Annotated in this window: 3 protein-coding genes; 2 read left to right on the plus strand and 1 reads right to left on the minus strand. The window is 71.8% G+C overall.

Annotation, left to right across the window (positions count from 1 at the left end):
* Positions 1–2,050 (minus strand): YhdP family phospholipid transporter (locus tag AC1D2K_RS28100; protein ID WP_478092825.1); only part of this gene is annotated, 2,050 nt, incomplete at its 3' end.
* 25 nt (positions 2,051–2,075) lie between these two features.
* Between AC1D2K_RS28100 and glnE the strand changes: the two genes are divergently transcribed.
* Both glnE and AC1D2K_RS28110 read left to right on the plus strand, forming a co-directional pair.
* Positions 2,076–4,859 carry a bifunctional [glutamate--ammonia ligase]-adenylyl-L-tyrosine phosphorylase/[glutamate--ammonia-ligase] adenylyltransferase gene (gene glnE / locus AC1D2K_RS28105; RefSeq protein ID WP_478092827.1) on the plus strand — a complete coding sequence of 928 codons (2,784 nt, stop codon included), beginning with the start codon at positions 2,076–2,078 and terminating at the stop codon, positions 4,857–4,859.
* 109 nt (positions 4,860–4,968) lie between these two features.
* Positions 4,969–6,009, plus strand: a complete 1,041-nt coding sequence (locus AC1D2K_RS28110; RefSeq protein WP_478092828.1) for a septal ring lytic transglycosylase RlpA family protein — start codon at positions 4,969–4,971, stop codon at positions 6,007–6,009.
* Positions 6,010–6,132: the final 123 nt, after the last annotated feature.

The raw sequence follows: 6,132 nt of genomic DNA on the forward strand, positions 1-6,132 counted from the left end.
GCGCATGGTGCGACATGTCGGCGATCTGGGCCTCGGCCTTCGTGATCTCGATCCCCTGCGCGCCGGCGATGCGCCCGCGCGCGTTGCGCACCAGCATGCCGGCGCGCTCGAACACCAGCTCGCCCGACAGGCCCGTCAACCCTGGCCAGACCTTGGTCTCCCGCGGCGCCGGCGGCACATAGGCATAGCTGACGTCGGCGACCTTCGCGACGATGCGGAAGTCCCCGTGCTTCGGGTCCATGAAGGGCATGTCCCAGAGGTCGCCGCGGACCTTGAAGTCGACCGAGCTGGCGGTGCCCTTGGTGACCGCGTCGCGCACGTAGTCGCGCGTGGGCTTCGGAATGTGAAGCGGCAGATAGCGCCAGACCCGGGTGCCGTCGGCCCGCGTCAGCTTGCCCTGCAGGTCGAGCACGCCGGGATAGCGGTCGGCGCCGCGCGACACCGCGGGGTCGCTGGTGCGCCAGCTGGCCTGGGCCTCGCCCTCGGCATCGACGTTCGCGAAGCGCAGGTTCGAGACCTGCAGCTGGGCCGCGCCGCCCTCGAGCTTCCACTGGAGCTGGCTCGACAGCCGCTCGATCGGCACCACCGGCTCCTCGAACACGCCGGGCAGGTCGAGCGCGCCGTTCGCGATCGACAGCGTGGCGCTGCCGCCGGCCTGGCTGGCCTCGAAGTCGACCGTGGCGCCGCTCACGCCGGGGGTTCCGACCGGCTCGTGCGGCGGCGCGCTCGCGGGCACCGGGGCCGGGGCGGCCGCCGGCGCACCCGGCTGCGACGCCACGCTGAAGCCGCTCATGCGCCCCTTGAACTGATAGTGGTCGGGTTCGCCCGCCGTACCTTGCCAGCTGGCCTCGATGCGCTCGACCAGGCCGCGCGGCTGGAACGCCTCGATCCGCTTGCGGGCCGCCTCGCCCAGCGGCAACCGGTCGGCGATCATCGCCAGCGCCGCGAGATCGAGCCGGTCGGCTCGCAGCGCGGTGCGCTCTGCGGCATGGCCCTTGGCCGGCGTGTGCTGGAACCACAGATTGCCCCCGGGCCAGCGCATCTGATCGGCGGTGTCGAACTGCAGCCGGCTGGTTGCAAACTCCAGCGTGCCGTCGCTGCGCTTGCCGGCCAGGCGTCCGGTGACGTCGCGCAGCACCAGCGGCCGGAGCGCCTTGCCGAGCGAGGCGTCGATGCGGGTCAAGGCCAGGTCGACCGCGCCGCCGCTGAACTCGCCGTCATTGACGTCGGCCCAGACCCGCAAGCCGCCCGCGCCTTCGCGGATCCGGCCGTCGAGGTCGACGTAGCGGCCGAGCCGCGTGATGTCGATGTAGGGCAGGTCGGCATAGACCTGGCCGTCCCAGGTGCGCCAGTTGCCGCTGCGCACCGACAGCAGGGGCTGGCGGAACCGGCCGCGCAGCGTGATGCGCTCGCCCCAGCCGGCCGGCGGCGTGGCGTCGAGGCGCATCGCGTGGCGGCGGCCGCCGTTGCGGGCGACGAACTGGACGTCGGTCAGCAGCAGCGGCCCGGTCTTGCGCCGCTCGTCGGTCCAGCGCACCGTCCCGCCCTGCACCACGACCTCGCGCTGGGCGAAGAACCAGTCGGCACCGTCGCCGCCGCCGCTGGTCTCGTTGGACATGTCGAGCCCGGCGATGTGCAGCTTGCCGAGCGCGTCGCGCCGGACTTCGACCTGCGGCCGCTCGATGTAGAGCTGCTCGAAGCTCAGGTTCCAGAGCGAGCGCGGCGACACGCTGGCCACCACCCGCTCGAGGCGCAACGCCTCCTGGTTGCGGGCGTCCAGGAGCACCACGTCGCGCAGCTCGACCGTGGGAAACAGGCTGCCCGACCGGGCGCCGATCGAACCGATGCGCACCGGCACGCCGATGGCCCGTGTGGCCTGCGCTTCCAGCGCGCCACGGTAGTCGCCGATTCGCGGCACAATCCAGAGATGTAGGACAGCGACTGACAGCGCAAGCAGGAGCCATGCACCGATCAGCAAACCCAACAACCAGCGCGCCGTCGCAGCGGTGATCTTGAGCAGACGTGAAGGGGAAGACGTCGTGTCGTTCATTGAGGATCGCGCTGTGTCAGGAATTATGACCGCCAGCACCCAACCGGGTTCCACCGGTGCCGATGCCGAGATTCAGCGGTCGATGCCGCCATCCGATTCGCCGCCACTGTCGGCCTATTCGCGCTTCGTTCAGCGGCTTCGGCGCCGCTACGCTGCCGAGCTGCCATTGCTGCCGCCAGGCGAACCGCTGCGCGCCCCTATGGCCGAGGCCTATCAGGCCCTGCGCGCGCGCGGCGACACGGCCGCCGACGCGCTGCGCATCGTGCGCCAGCTGGTGATGGAGCGGCTGATCGCGCTCGACTGCGACCAGCAGGCGGCGCTGGCGGTGGTCACCACCGCGGTCACGCAACTGGCCGAATTCGCGCTCGACGTCGCCTGCCGCGAAGCCTGCGCCGAACTCGACGAAGTGCACGGGGCACCGCTCGCGGCCGACGGCCGGCGCGCCCAGCTCTGGGTCGTCGGCATGGGCAAGCTCGGCGCGCGCGAGCTCAACGTGTCGAGCGACATCGACCTGATCTATCTCTACGACCAGGACGGCGAAACCGCAGGCGACCCCGATGGGCGTTCACGGCTCGCCAACCAGGAATACTTCGCGCGCGCGGTCAAGCGCATCTACGCGCTGGTGGGCGACACCACCGGGAACGGCTTCGTGTTCCGCGTCGACCTGGCGCTGCGGCCCAACGGCAACTCGGGGCCGAGCGTGGTCTCGCTCGATGCGCTCGAGGAATATTTCCAGGTCCAGGGCCGCGAATGGGAGCGCTTCGCCTGGCTCAAGAGCCGCGTGGTGGCGCCCGCGGCGGTGGTGGCCGACAGCTCGGCGCAGGCGCTGCGCGGGGTGGTGCTTCCCTTCGTCTTCCGCCGCTACCTGGACTACAGCGTGTTCGACTCGCTGCGCACGCTGCACCGGCAGATCCGCGAACAGGCGGCGCGCCGCAGCGCCGGCCGGCCCGAACGCGCCAACGACGTCAAGCTGTCGCGCGGCGGCATCCGCGAGATCGAGTTCACGGTGCAACTGCTGCAAGTGGTGCGCGGCGGCCAGTTCCCCGAGTTGCGCACCCGGCCCACGCTCGATGCGCTGCAGCGCCTGGCGCGCGCCGGCCTGATGCCGCAGGAAACGGCCAATGCGCTGGCCGCCGCCTACGAGTTCCTGCGCCGGGTGGAGCACCGCATCCAGTACCTGGACGACCAGCAGACCCACGTGCTGCCGGTGAACGACGACGATCTGCGGTGGATCGCGCAGACCCTCGGGTACGCCGACTGCTGCGCCTTCCTGGCCCAGCTCGACGCCCATCGCGAATTCGTCGCCCAGGAGTTCGACAAGCTGCTCGGCGGCAAGGCGCCCTGCAACGGCTGCAAGGGCGGCGCGCCGGGCCCGGCGCCGGTGGACATTCACGACCTGATCGACACCCTGCCCGGTCCGTTCGCCGAACGCATCCGCGGCTGGAGCGAGAACCCGCGCGTGCTGGCGCTGCGCGACGACACGCGGGCCCGCCTGCGCCAGCTGATCCAGCGCACCGGCCAGTGGCTGCGCGAGCCCGACAGCGAGGCGCCGGGCCGCATTTCCCACCATGTCGAGGCTGCGCTGCGCTGGGCCGACTGGATCGAGCCGCTGCTGCGCCGCGAAAGCTACATCGCGCTGCTGGTCGAACGGCCCGCCGTGCAGGAGCGGCTGCTGCGCCTGCTCGGCTCGGCCAAGTGGCCGGCGCGCTACCTGCTGCAGCATCCCGGCGTGATCGACGAGCTGGCCAGCAACGAGATGCTGAGCGGCCGCTTCGTGGCGGCCGAGTTCGAACGCGAGCTCGAGGACCGCCACCAGTCGCTGACACGCACCGGCGAAGCCGACGAGGAGCGCCTGCTCAACCTGCTGCGCCATGCGCACCATGCCGAGCTGTTCCGCACGCTGGCGCGCGACGTCGATGGCCGGATCACGGTCGAGCAGGTGGCCGACGACCTGAGCGCGCTGGCCGACGTGGTGCTGCGCGTCACCGCGCGCTGGTGCTGGCCGCAGGTGCGCAATCCGCACCGCGAGCAGCCGCAGTTCGCGATCATCGGCTACGGCAAGCTCGGCGGCAAGGAACTGGGCTACGGCAGCGACCTCGACATCGTCTTCGTCTACGACGACGAGGACGAGCGCGCCGGCGAGGTCTACGCGGCCTACGTGCGCAAGCTGATCAACTGGCTCACGGTCAAGACCCGCGAAGGCGACCTGTTCGAGATCGACACCGCGCTGCGCCCGAACGGCAACTCGGGCCTGCTGACCACCAGCTTCGAGGCCTACGAGAAATACCAGCTCGGCCGCGGCAGCAACACCGCCTGGACCTGGGAGCACCAGGCCATGACCCGCGCCCGCTTCGTGCTCGGCGCGCCGGCGCTCGGCGAGCGCTTCGACCGCATCCGCGAGGCGGTGATCACGGCGCCGCGCGATCGCGACGCGCTCAAGGCCGAGATCGTGGCGATGCGCGAGAAGGTGCGCGCCGCGCGCCCGGTCAAGCCCGACCGCTTCGACGTCAAGCACAGCGCGGGCGGCATGGTCGACGCCGAATTCGCGGTGCAGTTCCTGGTGCTGTCGGCGGCCGAGGCGCATCCCGAACTGGTGCCCAATGTCGGCAACATCGCACTGCTGCTGCGGGCCGAGGCGGCCGGCCTGCTCCCCACGGGTATCGGCCAGGCCGCCGCCTCCGCCTACCGCGAGCTGCGCCGGGTGCAGCACCGGGCCCGGCTCAACGAGGAACCGACGCAGGTGCCGATGACGGCGCTGGTGGTCGAGCGCGAGGCCATGCTGGCCCTGTGGAAGGCCGTATTTGATTGAGACTGGCCCCCACGCTCCCCCACTGCGTGTGGGTCGCTGCCCCCCGAGGGGGCCGCAGGCCGCCTTGGGACGGCCCGGCGCCGGCCTGGATGGCCCCCACGCTCCCCCACTGCGTGCGCTGGGCCGCCTGATCGCACCACGGATCGCATTCGGGATCGCGGCGGCGACGCTGGTGTTCCTCGCCGGCTGCGCCAGCGGACCGCGCGGCGGCTCCGGCGTCGGCCGCGACGGCGCCGACGCCAATCCGCCTTCCGGACTGAGCCAGGTGCCCGATGCCGAGCCCCGGGTTGAGTCGATCCGCAGCAGCGGCGGTACCAGCAAACCCTATACGGTGCTCGGCCGCTCCTACGTCCCGATCGCGGACGACCGGCCGTTCCGCGAAAGCGGCCTGGCCTCGTGGTATGGCGCCAAGTTCCACGCCCAGTCCACCGCGAGCGGCGAGCCCTACGACATGTACGCGATGACTGCCGCACACAAGACGCTGCCGCTGCCGAGCTACGTGCGGGTGCGCAACCCRGCCAACGGGCGCGAGGTGATCGTGCGCGTGAACGACCGCGGCCCCTTCCACGACGACCGCGTGATCGACCTGAGCTACACCGCGGCGCTCAAGCTCGACCTGCTGCGCGGCGTCGCACCGGTGGAGATCGAGCGCATCACCAACGAGGACATCCGCACCGGCGCCTGGCGGCGGGCCGATGCGCCGGTGCTGGCGCAGCAGGCGGTTCCCGCCTTTGTGGCGGCCGCGCCGGCCGCTGCACCCGACAGTGTCGCGGTGCCTTCGACGTTGACCGTGCCGGTGGTCGCCACCTCGCGAGACGACGCCATGCAGGTCACGGCGCTGCCGCCGATGGCCCCGCTGGCCGCTCCTGCGGTCCAGGACGCCGCGCCGACGCCGCGTGCGGCGGCCGCTGCCGGGCCCGGCTTCTGGGTCCAGCTCGGCGCCTTCAGCCAGCGCGACGGCGCGCTGCGCTTCCAGCAGCAGGTGGCGCGCGAAATGCCGATGCTGTCCGCCAACCTCGCCGTGTTCAGCGAGAGCGGCACGCACCGGCTGCAGGCCGGTCCCTTTGCATCGCGCGATCTGGCGCGCGACACGGTCGAACAGGTCCGCAACGGCCTGCAACTGGCGCCGGTGATCGTCGAGCGCCGGTGACTAGGCTCGCCCCCAGGTTGGCTCACTTCGTGTAGCCGCCCACCCCCTACCGGGGGCAACACCAGCGGCCCGGCGGAGCCGGTTCCGCGGTGTTTCACCAACGGGCCTGGCTGCGCCGGCCGG

The organism is Variovorax sp. P1_H12_2 (assembly GCF_056405335.1).